The organism is Kribbella sp. NPDC050124 (assembly GCF_044460355.1).
GTDB lineage: Bacteria > Actinomycetota > Actinomycetes > Propionibacteriales > Kribbellaceae > Kribbella.
This window is the reverse complement of sequence record NZ_JBITJU010000004.1, coordinates 181,309-194,991: the sequence shown is the minus strand read 5'-3', so window position 1 is coordinate 194,991 and position 13,683 is coordinate 181,309. Positions and strand designations below refer to the sequence as shown.

The 13,683-nt window shown below is 69.1% G+C and carries 12 protein-coding genes; 2 read left to right on the top strand and 10 right to left on the bottom strand.

From position 1 onward, the window contains the following. Position 1: 1 nt before the first annotated feature. From ACIBL3_RS13205 to ACIBL3_RS13165, 9 genes are read right to left on the bottom strand one after another with little or no spacing between them, the layout of a single operon-like run. Complete coding sequence (locus tag ACIBL3_RS13205) at positions 2-1,174, bottom strand: GDSL-type esterase/lipase family protein (protein WP_396353540.1); 1,173 nt, start codon at positions 1,172-1,174, stop codon at positions 2-4. Further along, a complete protein-coding gene (locus ACIBL3_RS13200) occupies positions 1,174-2,226 on the bottom strand; it encodes a nitrous oxide reductase family maturation protein NosD (RefSeq protein ID WP_396353539.1) in 1,053 nt (350 codons plus the stop codon). The genes ACIBL3_RS13205 and ACIBL3_RS13200 overlap by 1 nt, the downstream gene beginning before the upstream one ends. A 37-nt stretch (positions 2,227-2,263) precedes the next feature. Next, positions 2,264-2,914 (bottom strand): hypothetical protein, encoded by a 651-nt coding sequence (locus tag ACIBL3_RS13195; protein ID WP_396353538.1) that lies wholly within the window; start codon positions 2,912-2,914, stop codon positions 2,264-2,266. Beyond that, a complete protein-coding gene (locus tag ACIBL3_RS13190) occupies positions 2,911-4,833 on the bottom strand; it encodes a hypothetical protein (protein ID WP_396353537.1) in 1,923 nt (640 codons plus the stop codon). Before ACIBL3_RS13190 ends, ACIBL3_RS13195 begins: the two co-directional genes overlap by 4 nt. Beyond that, the gene (locus tag ACIBL3_RS13185) at positions 4,833-6,542 is read right to left on the bottom strand and encodes a heparinase II/III family protein (protein WP_396353536.1); all 1,710 of its coding nucleotides are present in this window, start codon (positions 6,540-6,542) and stop codon (positions 4,833-4,835) included. The genes ACIBL3_RS13190 and ACIBL3_RS13185 overlap by 1 nt, the downstream gene beginning before the upstream one ends. Continuing rightward, entirely contained in the window at positions 6,530-7,294 is a 765-nt protein-coding gene (locus ACIBL3_RS13180; protein WP_396353535.1) for an SDR family NAD(P)-dependent oxidoreductase, read from the bottom strand. Before ACIBL3_RS13180 ends, ACIBL3_RS13185 begins: the two co-directional genes overlap by 13 nt. Before the next feature lie 23 nt (positions 7,295-7,317). After that, the gene (locus tag ACIBL3_RS13175; protein ID WP_396353534.1) at positions 7,318-8,199 is read right to left on the bottom strand and encodes a carbohydrate ABC transporter permease; all 882 of its coding nucleotides are present in this window, start codon (positions 8,197-8,199) and stop codon (positions 7,318-7,320) included. After that, a complete protein-coding gene (locus tag ACIBL3_RS13170; RefSeq protein ID WP_396353533.1) occupies positions 8,186-9,148 on the bottom strand; it encodes a carbohydrate ABC transporter permease in 963 nt (320 codons plus the stop codon). The genes ACIBL3_RS13175 and ACIBL3_RS13170 overlap by 14 nt, the downstream gene beginning before the upstream one ends. Further along, positions 9,145-10,434 (bottom strand): ABC transporter substrate-binding protein, encoded by a 1,290-nt coding sequence (locus tag ACIBL3_RS13165; RefSeq protein WP_396353532.1) that lies wholly within the window; start codon positions 10,432-10,434, stop codon positions 9,145-9,147. Before ACIBL3_RS13165 ends, ACIBL3_RS13170 begins: the two co-directional genes overlap by 4 nt. Before the next feature lie 212 nt (positions 10,435-10,646). Between ACIBL3_RS13165 and ACIBL3_RS13160 the strand changes: the two genes are divergently transcribed. Then, the gene (locus ACIBL3_RS13160; protein ID WP_396353531.1) at positions 10,647-11,723 is read left to right on the top strand and encodes a LacI family DNA-binding transcriptional regulator; all 1,077 of its coding nucleotides are present in this window, start codon (positions 10,647-10,649) and stop codon (positions 11,721-11,723) included. A 13-nt stretch (positions 11,724-11,736) separates the two neighbouring features. Then, entirely contained in the window at positions 11,737-12,543 is an 807-nt protein-coding gene (locus ACIBL3_RS13155) for a TrmH family RNA methyltransferase (RefSeq protein WP_396353530.1), read from the top strand. On the opposite strand, the gene ACIBL3_RS13150 is transcribed toward ACIBL3_RS13155, so the two are convergent. Further along, entirely contained in the window at positions 12,528-13,613 is a 1,086-nt protein-coding gene (locus tag ACIBL3_RS13150) for a class I SAM-dependent methyltransferase (protein ID WP_396353529.1), read from the bottom strand. The genes ACIBL3_RS13155 and ACIBL3_RS13150 overlap by 16 nt on opposite strands. Positions 13,614-13,683 lie beyond the last annotated feature (70 nt).

Here is a 13,683-nt window from a genome sequence, read left to right as displayed (position 1 = left end):
CTCAAAGGGAAAGGGCGATCGCGTTCGCCCCGGCGGCGTTCGGGTGCAGGCCGTCGCCGCTGTTGAAGGCCGGTCGCAACCGGGCCGGGTCGGACGGATCCCGCAGTACGGCGTCGACGTCGACGACCCGGTCGAAGATGCGCCCGGATCGGAGTACGGCGTTCACCTGGTTGCGGACGTGGTCGAGGGCGTCGGTGTAGCGGATCCAGCCCTTGAACGGGCCGATGGTCGCGCCGAGCACCTCGAGGTCGTGGTCGCGGGCACGGCGGGCGAGCTGCTCGTAGCCGGACAGCAGTCGCGCTGGGTCGGTCTGGCTCGGTGGCTGCTGGATGTCGTTGATGCCCAGAAACACCAGCACTGCTTGGAGTCCCGGCAAGGCGAGGATGTCCCGGTCGAAGCGAGCCTGCCCACTCGGCCCGAAGCGTCCGTCGTCGAGCAGCAGCCGGTTCCCGCTGACGCCCAGGTTCGCGACCGCTGGGCGGCGGCGGAAGCGGGCGGCGTACTGATCCGGCCAGCGCAGGTTCGCGTCGTCGGGGGTGCCGACGCCTTCGGTGATCGAGTCGCCGAGCACCGCTAGCGATCGGCGGCCGTCGGCTCGCACGTCGACACCGTTGAGCAGGAAGACCGACTTGGTCGGCCGATCCCCGATGAGGCCGGTGGCGTGCGTGTTCCGGTGAAAGCTCACCGGACCGGTCGGACCGGGCAGGTACATGCTCACTTGCACGTCACCGCCGTCCGGCACCATCACATCCACGGGATCACTCACCACGGTCCCTCCGGCGGCCACCACCACGTCCTTCTGCCCGCCGAACAACACCGCCTGACCGTTGGCCGTCACCGGACCAAGCACGATCGGCTGCACGCCGAACGGGTTGGCGAACCGCAAGCGCAGTCCAGCCGATCCGGTTCCGGCTGACAGGTGGACGGTGTTGTGGATCGTGGTGTCGGTGAAGCCTCCCATCGCGTCGACGTCGGTGGCAGTCGGGGCAGTCTGGGCAGTCGCCCAACTGGCGACCCACCGGCGTCGGGACGACGACTCGGCGAAGTCGGCGGTCGACATCCCGGTGAGGTCGGCGGTCGACGCCCTCGCGTCCGTCGGTTGGCCGAGGACCGCCCCGCCGACCAACCCACCGAGTGCGCCACCGAGGATTGCCCGGCGGGATGGGGTGGTCATCAGCAGGCCGCGGTTGGGTTGAAGTCGGCGCCGTACGTGCCGACCGAGTTGCCGCCGGTGTTGCCCGACATGGTGTTGCCGCAGATCTCGTCCTGCGGTGAGCGCATGAACTTGATGCCGCCGGCGGCGTTTCCGGTGATGGTGTTGCCGTAGACGTCGTTGTCGATGCCGTCGGTCTCGGTGTCGCCGCCGAGGCGGACGCCGGCGCCGGTGTTGCCGTGGATCGTGTTGTAGCGGAAGGTGTTGCCGCTCCCCCGGGCGTCCAACCCACCCGAGCTCGGGTCCAACTGCCCGGAGCAGTCGTTGTACTCGACGATGTTCGCGGTCGCGTTCTCCTTCACGTCCACGCACTCGTTGCCCGCGGTCGCGATCGTGTTGTGGTGGATCCGGTTGTTCCGGCTCCGGTCCGGCTGATCGTCCGGCGCGCCGTTCTCGCCTTGCTGTTCGGGCGCCGTACCGAGGTAGATGCCTTCGCCGTTCTTGCCGCCGGCGGCGAACTTGAAGTCGAATATCCCGCACGGCCCGACGGTGTTGCCGTGCACGTCGGCATTGGTCACCAGGTACCGGAGCCGCACACACTCACCGCCGGCGTTCTTCAGCGTCATGTCGCGGATGGTCAACGTGCCGACCCCGTCACCCGGGCTCGTGCTCATCACGTAGATCAACTTGTCCCGGTACCCGGACGCGCTGGACGACGATCCGTGCAGCCCGTCGATGGTGAAGCCGTCGAGCGTCACCCCGTCGTGCCGGACCTGGAAGATCCGCGAGTTGCCTGCGCCCTTCACCACCGCGCTCGCCGGGCCGGTGATCGTGACCCCGGAGCGGATGGTCACGGCATCCTGGCGATAGGTGCCTGAGGCAAGGTGTACGGTCGCGCCCCGGGGCGCGGTGTCGAGGGCCTTCTGGATGGTGGCGAACGGCGCTCCGGACGACGTACCGGAGTTGGAGTCGCTGCCGGAGGGCGCGACGTAGTAGTCGGTCGCGGCGTGCGCCGGTACGGCGGGGAGCGCCAGCGCGGCGCCGAGCAGCAGGATCGGGACAGCTCTGGACATGATGGTCCTCCTTGTTGGGGCGGTAAGGCGGGACGGACTAGCGCGTGGCGCCTAACTCCGCGCCGTCGCGAGCAGGTGCCGAGTGCCGCGCAGTAGGCGCGGAGTTAGGCGCCACGCGCTCGGCGTGGTCGGCGACGAGCAGGCCGACCAGGACCGGAACAGTGGCGCCAAGGAGTAGTGGGCCCGCCGGGACGACGAGCGAGAAGACCGGCGCGGCAACGGCAGCACCGAGCAGAGCGGTGCCGCGAGGCACCGAGGTGAAAGCAAGCTGGAACGCGGTACGACGCCAGGCGGCCGCCGAGCCACCGGGATCCCGCCCGGCAGTGACGGCCAGCGCCAGGTGATAGGTGGTCGCGGCCGCGATCAGCCCGAGGTGAATCATGAACAACACAAGGACAATCGGCCCGGAGCGGCCGGCCAGGAACGACAAGTTGCAGGCGGCAACCAACGCCGCGACGGTCACGGCGACGGAGTGCGGCAGCAGCGGACGCCAGTACCTGCGCCAGCCGGTGAACACTCCAGTGAAGCAGCGTGTGTCGCCGTCGGTCCGCCAGCGGTTCAGCGCGAACCCGACCGCCGCCAGAGCGGGCAACCACGTCACCACGCCGAGGCAGAGGATCGAGAACGCCGCACCCGCCAGCACCGGACTGGCCAGCCAGCCCAGCCAGTCGAGCGCCCGCCGGGTCATACCGAGATCCTGAGGTTCGCGGACCGGATCACGGCCTTCGCCTGCTCCGCGAAGCCCTCGCCTTCGATCACCCCGTCGTCGTCTGCCAACAGAACGGTTTCCCCGTCGAACGCGATCCCGAACCCGCGCGTGAGGTCGATCCGGCGAGCCGACGGCGGCACGGGTCGGAGCGCCGAGGTCGGTTCGATCGTGGTGAGCAGCGTCGCCGTCGTCCGGCGTTCGGCGGTGGCTCGGAGGGTGTGGAGAGTTCGGGTCAGCCGCAGGCTTGGTGTGCTCGAGGTCGGGTTCGCCTCGACCTCCGTCACGGCGGACTCGACGGTCAGCGGTGTGTGCAGACGGACCCAGGCCTGTGCGGATCCGGATCGCAGCACGATGTCGTCGCCGTACTCGATCGGCCAGTCCGCATGCAGCAGGAACGTCCAGTCCCGCGGCTCCTCCGCGGCGCAGCGATCCAGCAGCACCAATCGGCCGGCCGGCGTGAATACGAGAGTGCGATCCAGTCGCGTGATGCCCAGCTCAGGCGGGTACATCGCGGCGATCTGCGCGGTCGCGTGCACCACGCCGTCCGCCGCGAGTACGTCGACCATCCGCGCCTGGCGCTCGTACGGCGCGCACTTGTAGACGTGGTAGCGATCCTCGTCCGCGAACCCTTGGCCGTCGACCAGGATCAGGTTGTGGTCACCGGCCCGCTTCCGGTTGCTGTAGCCCTCGTCGAGAGCCAGGAAAGCGCCCCGTGAGGTAAGCACGAACGACCCGGCGTCCGGATGATGATGTCCGGCACTCAACGTGTCCCACCCACGCTCGGCGTCGAGCCGATGCGAGGTCTCCCAGGCCTGGTGCCCACCACCCGGGGATGCCTTGAACGACACCATCGTCGCGTCGTCGTCCCAACCGGTCCGCGCGGTCACCAGGCCGAGGTCCGGGAAGTACGCCGACAGCGGGGTGCTCTTCTCCGGTGGCACCGGCTGCACGGACTCGTCGTACCAGAGCAGCTCCAGATAGGCCTCCGGCATGACGCCGGGCTTCACGCCACTCGCGTATGCCTCCCGCCAGAAGAAGCGGTCGGCGACCAACTCGCCGAGCCATTGCGCTTCGCCGATCCGGTAGGCGGATGCGAGCTTGTAGTAGAGAGCGACGCTGTGCCCGCTGCGGCGGTCGTGGCAGTCGCCGTGGTCGATGTTCTCCTCGAAGCGCGGCGCACACTGCTGCAACCGGTAGGAGAACGTGTTCGCCAGGAAGCGGCACCGATCCCACCAGTCCAGGCCCTCCTGGTCCTGCAGCAGGTCCAGGTACGTCGCCAGCCACGGGACGCCGTACCGCCAGTAGACGACGCCCTCCATGTCCGACCCGTCGGCCGGCAGCAGGTCGATCACCGTCGCGAAGTTCGCCTTCGCGCGCTCGGTCCACTCGGTCCGGCCGAGCGCATACCCCACGGCGGCCAGGCCGGTGTAGCAGATCCAGTTGTGGTTCTGCCAGTACGACGAACTCCACCAGGAGCCCTCGGACTCGACGGCGAACTCGTACAGCCTGGTGCCCTGCAGCTCCAGCTTCGCGCGCAATTGGTCGGCGTACTCGAAGTCGTCACCGAGCCAGGTCGAGGCCAGCGACAGCCCATGCAGCAGCCAGCCCGCGTCGAGGTCGTGGTCCGGCATGTGCGCCTTGCCCCAGTGCGGGAAGCCGATCGCGGCAGAGATCCAGCGAGCGGCCTCGGCCCGGTAGCCGGGATTGCCGGTCAGCCGGTAGGCCAGGGCCAGGTTCGCGGCTGCCGGGCCGAGGTAGGTGATGCTGGCCGACGGGTGCTCGGTCGGCGGAGTCTGGATGCGGTACCAGTCGCACTGCTCACGCAACCGGCGCCACCGGGCCGCGTGCCGGCCGTCGAGTCCGTCCCGCAGGTCGTCGAGGCGATGCTCGATCAGCATCAGCGCCCTCCGATCCGATGCTCGTGCCCGTCGACGGTGATCACGTCGCCGGTCACCTCGACGTCGACGGGCGTGGTCGAGTAGACGGAACAGAAGGTCGCGTCAGTGCCGACGACAGTCCAATCCAGGGCGATCCGCGTCCGCTGCGGGTCGTCCGCCGGACCAGGACCGGGTCGCGTCACCGGGACCGCGTCCGCGAAGTGGTAGCCGTGTAGGACCTCATCGCCTGTCCACGTGGTGCGGACGACGCCTGGCCCGAGCTGCACGTCGAGATCGACATCGGGCCGGAACTGCAGCACGATCTCCCGCTCCCGATCCGCCGTCACCCGAACGACGTCGACCAGATAGCCGTCACCCGACTCGATGTGCCGCACTGCCCGTACGCCGGGATACCACTCGTTGACCTCGGCGGTCACGGATGACGTCCCGGTCCGCACAACGCCGGTGGCTTCCGCAGGTTCCAGACCGTCGATCCGGATCGTGGGGTGCGCCGCGACGGACTTGTAGTGCCGGCGCCACTGCGCATGGCCGTACGGAACCTGACCCGGATCCGGCTGCCACGGTGTCGTCGCGCCGTACAGGTAGAGCGCGAGCTTGTCGTGGTGGCCGTGCGAGCCGCCGTGCGGACCGTGGTCGAGGATCGCGTGGATCCCACCGGTCCGGATCACCGCGTAGCAGCCGGTCAGCGCCGGCGACTGCACCAGGCCCGTTCGCGGTGGTCCGGCGAACCATCCGGTGAACCTGTCTTCGAGGCCGTCGTACGACGGTCCCACCTCCGCCAGCGCGCGGTCAGCTACTGCGTCGAGCCCGTGGTTGGTGGTGAACTGCCGCGCCAGGGCAACGATCTCCAGCCACTCGAGGGCGAGCGGCACCCGGCGATACGGGCCGTCGTGCAGCGCCGGCAGGATGCCGCCGTCGGTGGCAATCCCGGCGAGCGCACCAATCATCGCTTCGAGGCGATCCGGCACCTGTGCGGGGTCAAAGCCCCGAAGACTCAGCAGGTAAGCCCGGAGCACGAAGCCGTGGTAGTACGTGCTGGCCTCCCACTCCCAGCCGTCGTCCCCGGTCGACACATAGAGGTGCGCGAACTGGCCGTGCTCCCCCGTCAGCCACTCCTTCTCGCCGTCCCAGTCCTCGCCCCGCACAGCAGCCGCGGCCTGGCTCGCCGTCGTCCCCAGCGCGTTGAACCACGCCGTGTAGTTGGACGAGAATTTGTCCTGGGCAACCATCGCGTCGCGGGCCCGGCGCGCCCCGGCGACCATGTCGTCGAGCATCGGCAGCGTTTCCGCGAGGTCGGCGCGACCGGCGAGATTCGCGATGGCGTGTGAGATCGGCACACCCCACACCGCGTCGGTCAGCGCCTGGTGGAAGAGCCGCCCGCGCTGCATCCAGCCTTGCGCCTGCTCGTGCTCGCCGGCTTTGGTGAGTTCCAGGTAGAGCCGCGCGTACGACGTCAGTAGCTCGGCGCCACCGCCGTCGTACGAGAGCAGCCGGATCCGCCGCGCCCACCAGTGGTGCGCAAGCACCCGCCAGGCACCGCGCACCGCCTCGGTGTCGACGCGGCAGCCGTGCGCGCACGGTACGCCGTCCGCCGGAAACTCACCGGTTTCGAACCCGACGTGCTCGAGCTCGACCCCGTGCGCGGGGCAGACGTACTCGTGCCACCAGCCACCGCGCTCGGTGGGCGGATGCCCGGTCAACGCGGCCATGTGCCACCGTCGATGTCGATGGTGATCCCGGTCAGGTAGCCCGACGACGGCAGCGCGAGGAAGCGAACCGCGTTCGCCACGTCCTCGACCTGACCCGGGCGGCCGATCGGGGTCGCGGCGACCATGTTCGCCTGCGCCTGCTCGGTGGAGAAGGTCTGGTGGAACGCCGTCTCGGCGATGTACCCCGGTGCGACCGAGTTGACCGTGATGCCTTGTGCGCCGAGCTCCTTGGCCAGCCCCTTGGTGAAGCCGCGGATCCCGGCCTTGGCCGCCGCGTAGATCACCGACCCCGGTCCGCCGCCGTTGTGCGCGGCCAGCGAGGCCATCGTGACGATCCGCGGATTGGCGGACTGGGCGAGGTGCGGGATCGCCGCCCGGGTGGTGCGGAAGGTCGCGCCGAGGTTGACGTCGACGACCTGCTGGAAGTGCTCGTCGGTCATCTCCTCGACCTTGACCCGGCCGATCAGGTGGCCGGCGTTGCACACCAGGACGTCGAGCCCGCCGAGGAACGCGATCGTCTCGTCCAGCAGCCGGTCGACCTCCGCCGTACTCGTGACGTCGGCGCCGACGGCGATCGCCTTCCGGCCGAGCGCCTCGACCTCCGCGACGGTCTGCGCGGCAGCGTCGGCGGACTTGCCGTAGTGGACCACCACGTCCGCGCCGGCCGCCGCGAGGCCGAGCGCGATCCCGCGGCCGATGCCGTGTCCGGCCCCGGTCACCAGCGCCCGCGTGCCCTGCAGTTCCTCGGTCATAGTGTTGCTCTCCTTCGACAGTGTCATTTGATGCCCGCAGTCGCGAAACCTTGGACGAAGTAGCGCTGGCCGATCAGGAACAGCACCACCATCGGCACGGTGGCCAGCGTGGTGCCGGCCATCAGGAAGGCCCATTGGGTGTCGTTCTCGGTCCGGAACACCGACAGCCCGACCTGGATCACCCGCAGGTTGTCGCTCTTGGTCACCAGCAGCGGCCAGAGGAAGTTGTTCCACGACCCCTCGAAGGTGAGCAGCGCGACCGTGATGAACGCGGGTTTCACCAGCGGCGTCATGATCCGGGCGTAGATGCCCAGCTCACCGAGGCCGTCCAGCCGGGCCGCCTCCTCGAGCTCCACCGGCAGGTCGAGGTAGAACTGCCGGAACAGGAACACCGAGAACGGGCTGACCGCGCCCGGGATGATCAGCGCCCACCAGGTGTCCAGCCATCCGGTGCCGCCCTGGCCGGTGATGTCGTTGCCGCCGAACAGCGGCATGAACCGCACGATCAGGAACTCCGGCAGGATCTTCGTGTACGTCGGGATCATCAGCGCCCCGACGAAGCCGAGGAAGATCAGCGTGCTGCCGCGGAACCGCAACCGCGCCAGCGCGTACCCGGCCATCGACGCGATCACCACGTTCAGCAGCGTGTGACTGGCCGCGATCACGAAACTGTTCCGCGCGTACGTCGCGAACGGCGCGGCGTCGAGCGCGTCCGCATAGTTGCCAAAGGCCCATTCCGTCGGCAGCAGCCGGACCGGGGTGGCGGCGATGTCGGCCGGGGTCTTCACCGAGGTGAGCAGCATCCAGACGAACGGGACGATCATCACCACCGAGATCGCGGTGAGCGTCAGGTACAGCGCGATCCGGCCGGTCCGGACCCGCCGGACAGCGTCAACGGCCGGCACGGTCGCCTCCGGTGATCCGCCGGTTCGCCAGGGTCAGGACGAGCAGCAGCGCGAACAGCACCAGGCTCTGCGCGCAGGCGTACCCCATCCGGAACTCCCGGAACGCCGACTTGTAGATCTCGTAGGTCATCATCGTGGTGCTGTTCGCCGGACCGCCGTCGGTCAGGATGTACACCTGGTCGAAGGACTGGAAGGCGCCGATCACCGAGGTGACGAAGACGAAGAAGGTGGCCGGCTTCAGCAGCGGCACGGTCAGGCTGAAGAACTGCCGGACCTTCGACGCGCCGTCCACCGACGCCGCCTCGTAGAGCTCGGTCGGCAGGTTCTGCAGCGCGGCCAGGTAGATCAGCATCTTCAGCCCGATCCCCTGCCAGATGCCGACCACGATCACCGCCGGCATCGCCCAGTCCGTCGAGGACAGCCAGTTCGGCCCGGACAGGCCGAGGAACGACAGCACCGCGTTGGCCAGGCCGCTGCGCGGGTCGTAGATCCACAGCCAGACCAGCGCGACCGCGATCGTCGCGGTCACCTGCGGGATGAAGATCGCGGTCCGGAAGATCGCCCGCCCGGTCAGCTTCGTGTTCAGCATCAGCGCGATCAGCAGCGCGATCGTCATCGCCACCGGCACGGTGAAGAACGTGTACACGCTGGTGTTCAGCACCGCGCGCCGGAACACGTCGTCGCCGAGCAGGTCGCGGAAGTTCTCCAGGCCGACGAACCGCGGCGGCGTCAGGACGTCGTACGACGTGAAGCTCAGCACGACCGCCGCGACCAGCGGGATGCCGATCCACACCAGCGAGTGCAGCAGGGCCGGGGCGACCATCAGCAGGCCGGCCCGGCGCCGGCCGCGCGACAACCGCCGGGACAGCCGTGGGCTCGGTGGTCGGTTGGCCGGACCGGGTACGGCGTCGCGCACCCGCTCCGGCGTCGACAGAATCGTTCCGCTCACAGTCGGGAGATCGCTTCCTTGCTCAGGTTCGCCAGTTCGTCGATCGCTTCCTTCGCGGTCCGCTGACCGACCACAGCGGTCTCCAGAGTGGTCTTGATCTTCTCCCGGATCTCCATCCAGGCCGCCGTACCGCCTTCAGAGCGGGCCTTGCTCATGTTGTCGAGGGCAAGCTTCACGAAGCCGTTGTTCTTGACGTAGTCCGACGTCCGCAGGTCCTGGACGCCCGGCACCGAGCCGCGCTGCTGAGCAGTCGGCAGGATCGTCTCCGGCGTGCCCATGAACTCCACCAGCTTCTGCGCCGCGGCGGCGTGCTTGGTCGAGGCGGAGCGGGCCACCAGGGTCCCGCCCTGCAGCATCGCGGGCACCCGGTTCGCCAGGAGGAACGCGCCGACCTTGTCCTCCTTCAGCAGCTCCGGGTTCTGCTGCTGCAACTGCACCCACAGGGAGTTGTTGGACATCATCATCGCCGAGCGGCCCTGCGCCAGCGTGCTCGGTTGACCGGCCGCGGTCTTGAACGAGTAGTCGCCCGACTTGTCCTTGAGCACGTCCAGGAACAGCTGCAACGCCTCGACCCCGCGCTCGTCGTTGAACCGCACCTCCTGGCCGGCCTCGTCGAACAGGTTGCCGTCGTTGGCGAACAGGAACGTCTCCCAGCACTGCCGCAGGTCGATCGAGAACGGGTCGAACCCGACCCGCGTGAGCTTGCCGGAGCCGTCCGTCCGGGCCAGCTCCTTGGCGATCTCCCGCAGCTCGGCCCAGTCCTTCGGCGGCTGCTTGATGCCGGCCTCGGCGAACATGTCTTTGCGGTAGGTGACGATCCGGGTGTCCAGCACCAACGGGAGCGCGTACAGCTTGCCGTCGTACCGGGACGGCTCGAGGACGCGGTCCTCGTAGTCGAAGCGGGTGGCCAGCGAGTCCGGCAGCGGCGCGAGCACCTTCTTGTGTGCGAACGGCGGGATCCAGCCGACGCCGAGCATCACCACGTCCGGCATCAGGCCGCCGGCCAGGCCGGTGGTGAGCTTCTCGTTCAGCGCGGCGTACGTCGTGTAGTCGACCTTGACCGTGACGTTCGGGTTCTGCTGCTTGAACGCGGGCAGCAACTTGCCCTCCAGCAACTGCTTGCCGGTGCTGCCCTCGAAGATCGGGGTGAGCAGCGTGATCTCGCCCTCGGCCGGTCCCTCGGCGGCCGCCTGGCCGTCGCCGGACGGCGCCGCGGAACACCCGGTGGCCGCGGCGAACGCGCCGAGGCCGAGGGCCGACAGGACTGATCTACGGGTGTACTCCATGGCGCGCCTTTCGTGGTGCTGCGGAAGTGGAGTGGTGCAACGATCTACCAGCCGGAGCGGCGCTGCTGATGCGGGCTGGTGCAACGATGCACCGCACAATAGGAACGGATTCTCGCGCTAGTCAAGAGGTCGGCGCCGGTGGAGTTCTGCTGGACTTTCAGTCGCGAGTGATGCATCGTTGCACTGCGACACGGCAGGGTACGGGGCGAAGGGTGAGGAAGAATGCGCGGGTGGGCATGGGTGAGGTGACGATCCAGCAGGTCGCGACCGAGGCGGGAGTCTCGCCGAGCACGGTGTCGAACCTGCTGAACGGGCGGAACCACCGGATGCTGCCGGAGACCCGGCAGCGGATCGAGACCGCCATCGACAAACTCGGCTACCGGCCGAACCGGGCCGCCCGGCAGTTGCGGACCGGCCGCAATACGACGATCGGGCTCGTCGTCCCGTCGGTGGGCAACCCGTTCTGGGGTGCGCTCGCCCGGCACCTGGAGTCCGCGGCGCTGGCCGAGGGCTACCACGTGCTGCTCTGCAACTCCGAGCGCGATCCACGCCGCGAGCGCGACTACATCGACGAACTCTGGGCCGACGGCGTGCACGGCGTCGTACTCTGCTCGTCGCTGCCGTCGCTCGAACACGTGCTGCCGTTGGTCGAGCGTGGGCTGCAGTTGGTCGCGTTCGACCGGACGTCGCAAGCCGGCGATCCGGCGTCGCTGGTGAGCATCAGCGTCGACAACGCGATCGGCAGCCAGCTCGCCACGCAGCATCTGACCGACCTCGGTCACCGGCGGCTCGCGTTCGTCTCCGGGGCGCTGGCGAGCGTGAACCGCAAGGAGCGGTACCGCGGGTTCGTCGCCGGGCTCGAGCAAGCCGGGATCGATCCAGCCGAGGCTTTGCGGGCGCCGACCGGCACGGGAGCCGACGACTTCGGTGACGTCGAGGCCTCCGAGTTGGGGCGTGCCGCCGCCGCTGAGTTGGTCGCCCTCGACGAGCCGCCGACCGCGATCGTCGCCATCAACGACATGTGTGCGCTGGGGGTGTGCCGGGGACTGCGCGACGGTGGACTCGAGGTCGGCAAGGACGTGTCGGTGGTCGGGTTCGACGACATCGTGCTCGCCGACCTGTATGCGCCGACGCTGACGACGGTCCGGCAGCCGATGCGCGAGATGGCTGCGGCCGCGTTCAGTCAGCTGCGCGCACGGCTGGACGACTCCGGGCCGACGCAAGGTCAGTCGCTGCTGTTCCGGCCGGAGCTCATCGTCCGGGAGTCGACGGCAGCGCCACCAGCCTGAGTAGTGTGGTCGAGTGCAACGGATCTCGACTCGGAACGCCCGGTTCCAGGTGTGGCAGTCCTACCTGACCAACCGGACCAAGCGGCACCGGGCCGGTGAGTTCCTGGTGCAGGGCGTACGTCCGATTTCCGTTGCCGTCGACAACGGATGGCCGGTGCACACGGTGATCCACGACGCGTCCCGGCCGTTGTCGCGCTGGGCCCAGGAGCTGTACCAGCGGCTGCCCGGGGTCGAGCGGGTGGCGATGGAGCCGGAGTTGCTGGCCGAGCTCGGCGAGAAGGACGCCGAGGTGGTCGCGGTGCTTGAGATGCCGCCGGACGACCTGGACCGGATCCCGGTCCGGCCCGACTTCCTCGGCGTGGTCTTCGACCGGCCGACCGGGCCGGGCAACATCGGGTCGATCATCCGGTCCGCGGACGCCTTCGGCGCGCACGGCGTGATCGTCACCGGGCACGCCGCCGACGTCTACGACCCGAAGGCGGTGCGGGCGACGACCGGGTCCCTCTTCGGCGTCCCCGCCGTACGCGTGCCGTCGCATCGTGAAGTGATCGAGTGGGTACGGCGCTCGGCCGCCGTACCGATCGTGATCGCGGGAACCGACGAGCACGGCTCGGTGGACGTCTACGACCACGACTTCACCCAGCCGACCCTACTCCTGATCGGCAACGAAACCGCCGGCCTCAGCACCGCCTGGAAAGAGGCCGCCGACACCTTGGTCCGCATCCCCATCACCGGCTCAGCCAGCTCCCTGAACGCCGCCAACGCAGCAACAGCCGTCCTCTACGAGATCTCCCGCCAGCGCTCTCAGCCGAGCCGGTAGAAGCGCCAGAACGGGTGGTCGATGGCGAGCGTCTCGACCGTCCGGAAACCGGCGGACTCAGCCAGGTGCCGCATCACCGCGGGCCGGATACCCAGCGGGCCGATGACGTCCGAGGATGCGTCGGTGCGGCCTTGCGGGACGCACCAGAGCGTGCCCGCCGCAGCCATGAAGCGCTCGACCTCGTCGCCCGGTGCGGTGAAGGTCTCGGCGACCCGTTCCTCCATGACGATCACCGAGCCACCCGGCGAAACGGCCCGGCGGGCGGCCTCGAGCGCCGCCACCGGGTGCGGCAGGTCGTGCAAGCACTCGAAGAAGAACGCGACGTCGTATCCGTCGTGCGGCAGCGGTTCGGTGATGTCGGCGACCGCCAGGTCGACCCGATCGGCCACGCCGCGATCGGCGACGTAGCGGCGCCCGCGTGCGATCGACTCCTCGTCCAGGTCGTACCCGTCGACGCGGACCTGCGGGAACGCCTCCGCGAGCCGGATCGCTGCCCAGCCCACCCCGGCGCCGAGGTCCGCGACCCTGGCCGGACGGGTGCTGTCGGCGAGCCTGGCCTGGATGTCCGGGATCTGCGGCAGCCAGTCCTCGATCAGCGCGGTCTCGTACGCGGGCCGGTTCAGCGCCTCCTGCGCGGTCACCGCGTCGGCGCCGTAGGCCGGATAGGGCACGCCGTTCCCGGTCCGGAACGCCGAGACCAGCGCGGGCAGGGCACGGCCGATCGCCGGCACGATGTAGGCCATACCGCCCACGTAGAACGAGCTGACCTCGTCGACCAAGGCTTCGCGGACGCCGTCGGCCAGTCTGAACTCCGCGTCCGGACCGACCGTCAGCAGCCCGGCAACAGCCTGTTGTGCAAGCCATTCCTGCGTGTAGCGGAGGTCCTGGCCGGTTCGCTCCGCCAGTACCGCGGCCGTCGCCGGGCCGTCGAAGGACAGCGAGCGGTACAAGCCCAGCTCGACGCCGAAGTACACGTTGAGCAGCTCAACGGCGCCTAACGTCTGCAGGAAGAGACGACCGGACAGCTCCTCGGCCGCGGACGGTGCGCTGGTTTCCAGCAAAGTACTCATGATGTGCTCCCTGGTGTTCGGCAGCGCCCGGTGCGCTGCCCCTACCAGGGAGGCGCCAAGTCGACTGTGG